The organism is Phyllobacterium sp. P5_D12 (genome assembly GCF_054049495.1).
Genome location: NZ_JBFUMG010000511.1, coordinates 1 through 3,193 on the forward strand (window position 1 = coordinate 1; position 3,193 = coordinate 3,193).

General features: G+C 55.9%; 2 protein-coding genes. One reads left to right on the forward strand and one right to left on the reverse strand.

Features of this window, described 5'->3' with window-relative positions; all coding sequences use genetic code 11:
* Positions 1 to 1,210: AMP-binding protein (locus ACXJ5O_RS22675; RefSeq protein WP_457301871.1), on the forward strand; the 1,210-nt coding region annotated here is incomplete at its 5' end.
* Positions 1,211 to 1,582: 372 nt separating this feature from the next.
* Here the strand turns inward: ACXJ5O_RS22675 and ACXJ5O_RS22680 are convergent.
* On the reverse strand, positions 1,583 to 3,193 hold a 1,611-nt coding region (locus tag ACXJ5O_RS22680; RefSeq protein ID WP_457301872.1), incomplete at its 5' end, for a DNA translocase FtsK.

The window sequence follows — 3,193 nt, forward strand, 5'->3', positions numbered from 1 at the left end:
CAGGGTGAAATTCGTCATTGCGATCGGAAAAGCTGATTTTGCTGATGATTACGACGATATTGTGGATCGTTTCGATGGYGAAACGGTGATGACTGCCCCTGTGGATCATGATGATCCGTGCTGGTTCTTTTTCACCTCTGGCACGACCGGGCGGCCAAAGGCTGCTGTATTGACCCACGGTCAGATGGGATTTGTAGTGACCAATCACCTGTGCGACCTGATGCCGGGCACGACACACGACGATGCCTCACTCGTGATCGCACCCCTATCTCACGGCGCCGGGATTCATCAGCTCACGCAGGTCGCTAGAGGTGCAAAAACCATTCTGCTGCCAACAGAGAAGCTTGATGTTACCGAAGTCTGGCGACTTGTCGAAAAATGGCGCGTGAGCAACATGTTTACCGTGCCGACGATCCTTAAAATGCTGACCGAACATTCCGCGGTTCAGGAGCGGGATCATTCGTCACTGCGTTATGTGATCTATGCGGGCGCACCCATGTACCGGACCGATCAGATCAATGCCCTAAAGACGCTGGGACGGGTGATCGTGCAGTATTTTGGGCTGGGAGAGGTGACCGGCAATATTACTGTGTTACCGGCCGCCGAGCACCATCTGGAGCACAGCGAAGATACGCGCCCGGGCACCTGCGGTTATGCGCGCACCGCAATGCAGATATCGATCCAGGATGATAACGGAAATGAAGTTTCGCCCCGCGTAACCGGCGAGATTTGCGTGATCGGTCCAGCCGTTTTCGCTGGTTACTACAATAATCCGGAGGCCAATGCGAAAGCCTTTCGCAATGGCTGGTTCCGTACCGGCGATCTCGGACACATGGATGAAACGGGATTTCTCTTCATCACAGGACGGGCCTCAGACATGTATATTTCTGGCGGCTCCAACATTTATCCGCGGGAGATCGAGGAGAAGATGTTGACGCATCCGGACATCAGCGAAGTGGCGGTACTGGGTATTCCGGATCCGGTATGGGGCGAGGTCGGTCTTGCGGTCTGTGTTGCTCGCCCCGGTACTGCGCCGGAAGCGGAGGAGATCATTACTTGGCTTGGCAACAAGATGGCTCGCTACAAAATACCGAAGCGGCTTGTGTTCTGGCCAGAGATGCCGAAATCCGCCTATGGCAAGGTCGTCAAGAAACTGATCCGGGAAGAGCTCATCAAGCGCCGCGAACTCGATGAACCCGCGGAACAGTAATCAACAGAGCGCATTCTTCCTTTACCATCGATTTTGTTGCATTGCAGCAAATTGGTTGCATTGCAACAAAAATTCCGTACTCTTGCAAGAATCGGGGGGAGCCACTGTTTGCAAAGGATGCCAGCATGCTCCAGGTTGTAATACTCATTTGCTCAACAAGTTTGTCGCCGATGGATTGCCAATCGAACACGGCGCTGGATGTGATTTACGGGCCGCAAACCAGCAACGCCATGATGTGCGGGATGCAGGGACAGGCTTTCGTGGCACGCACAGCTATTGTCGGACGTTCGCCTAACGAGTTCATCAAAATCAGATGCTCACCGTTGAAGCCCATCAAGGCTGCTCTGCGACAATAGCATCGACGCGCGTGCCTCAGGCGGTGTCCCTGTTGACGTTGAGGATTTCGCGCTTGCCGACATGATTGGCGGGGCCAACCAGCCCTTCCTTTTCCATCCGCTCCACTAGAGAAGCGGCGCGATTGTAGCCGATCTGCAGCCGCCGCTGGATGTACGAGGTCGAACATTTTTTGTCACGCAGCATAACTTTGACTGCCTGATCGTAGAGCACGTTCCCATCTTCTGCGGCCATGGCGCCCTTGTCGAAGACTGCGCTATCGTCACTTTCCGCGTCTTCTTCATCGCTTTCGTCGGCCGTCACGGTATCGAGATAGTCGGGCTGCCCTTGAGTCTTCAGATGCGCAACGACCTTTTCTACTTCTTCGTCTGAAACGAAAGGCCCATGGACGCGCGCGATACGGCCGCCGCCGACCATATGCAGCATGTCGCCCTGGCCAAGCAACTGCTCAGCACCTTGCTCGCCGAGGATGGTGCGGCTGTCGATCTTGGATGTGACCTGAAACGAGATGCGGGTCGGGAAGTTCGCCTTGATGGTTCCGGTGATCACATCGACCGACGGACGTTGAGTCGCCATGATCAGGTGGATGCCGGCGGCACGCGCCATCTGGGCGAGGCGCTGGATCGCCCCTTCGATATCCTTGCCTGCCACCATCATCAGGTCGGCCATTTCATCGACAATGATGACGATATATGGCATCGGCGTGAGGTCCATTGCCTCCTGCTGATATTGCGCTTCGCCGGTCCCCTTGTCGAAGCCGGTTTGCACGGTGCACATCACCGTCTCGCCCTTTTCCTTCGCGCTGATAATGCGGGCGTTGAAACCATCGATATTACGCACGCCGAGCTTTGACATTTTTCTATAGCGGTCCTCCATCTCGCGCACAGCCCATTTGAGAGCCATGACTGCCTTCTTTGGATCGGTGACAACCGGGGTAAGAAGATGCGGGATGCCGTCATAAATGGACAGTTCAAGCATTTTTGGGTCAACCATGATCAAGCGGCATTCTTCCGGTGTGAGCCGGTACAGCAGCGATAGAATCATCGTGTTGATGGCGACTGATTTCCCGGAGCCGGTCGTACCGGCTACGAGCAGATGCGGCATCTTGGCGAGTTCGGCAATCACAGGCTCACCGCCAATGGTCTTGCCAAGGCAAAGTGCGAGTTTGAACCTGGTCTTGTCGAAATTCTCGGATGCGACCATCTCGCGAAGGTAGACAGTCTCTCGCGTCGTATTGGGCAATTCGATACCGATAGCATTGCGCCCGGGAACAACAGCCACACGAGCGGACAGTGCCGACATGGAGCGGGCGATGTCGTCGGCAAGACCGATGACACGCGAGGATTTCACGCCCGGCGCTGGTTCGAATTCATAGAGTGTGACGACCGGGCCGGGCCGCACATGGATGATCTCGCCGCGAATGCCGAAATCTTCCAGCACGCTTTCGAGAAGCCCGGCGTTCTGCTCGAGCGTTTCCTGCGAAATGGTGACGACATCATGCGTGACCGTTTCTTGCAACAGGGCTACCGGAGGCTTTTCGTACGTGCTGCGCGGGGCCGGAAAAATGCGGGGTTTAACGGGATCCGCTACCGCAATCTGCCGTGGAGGGAGCGGGGCTTGGACAGGTGC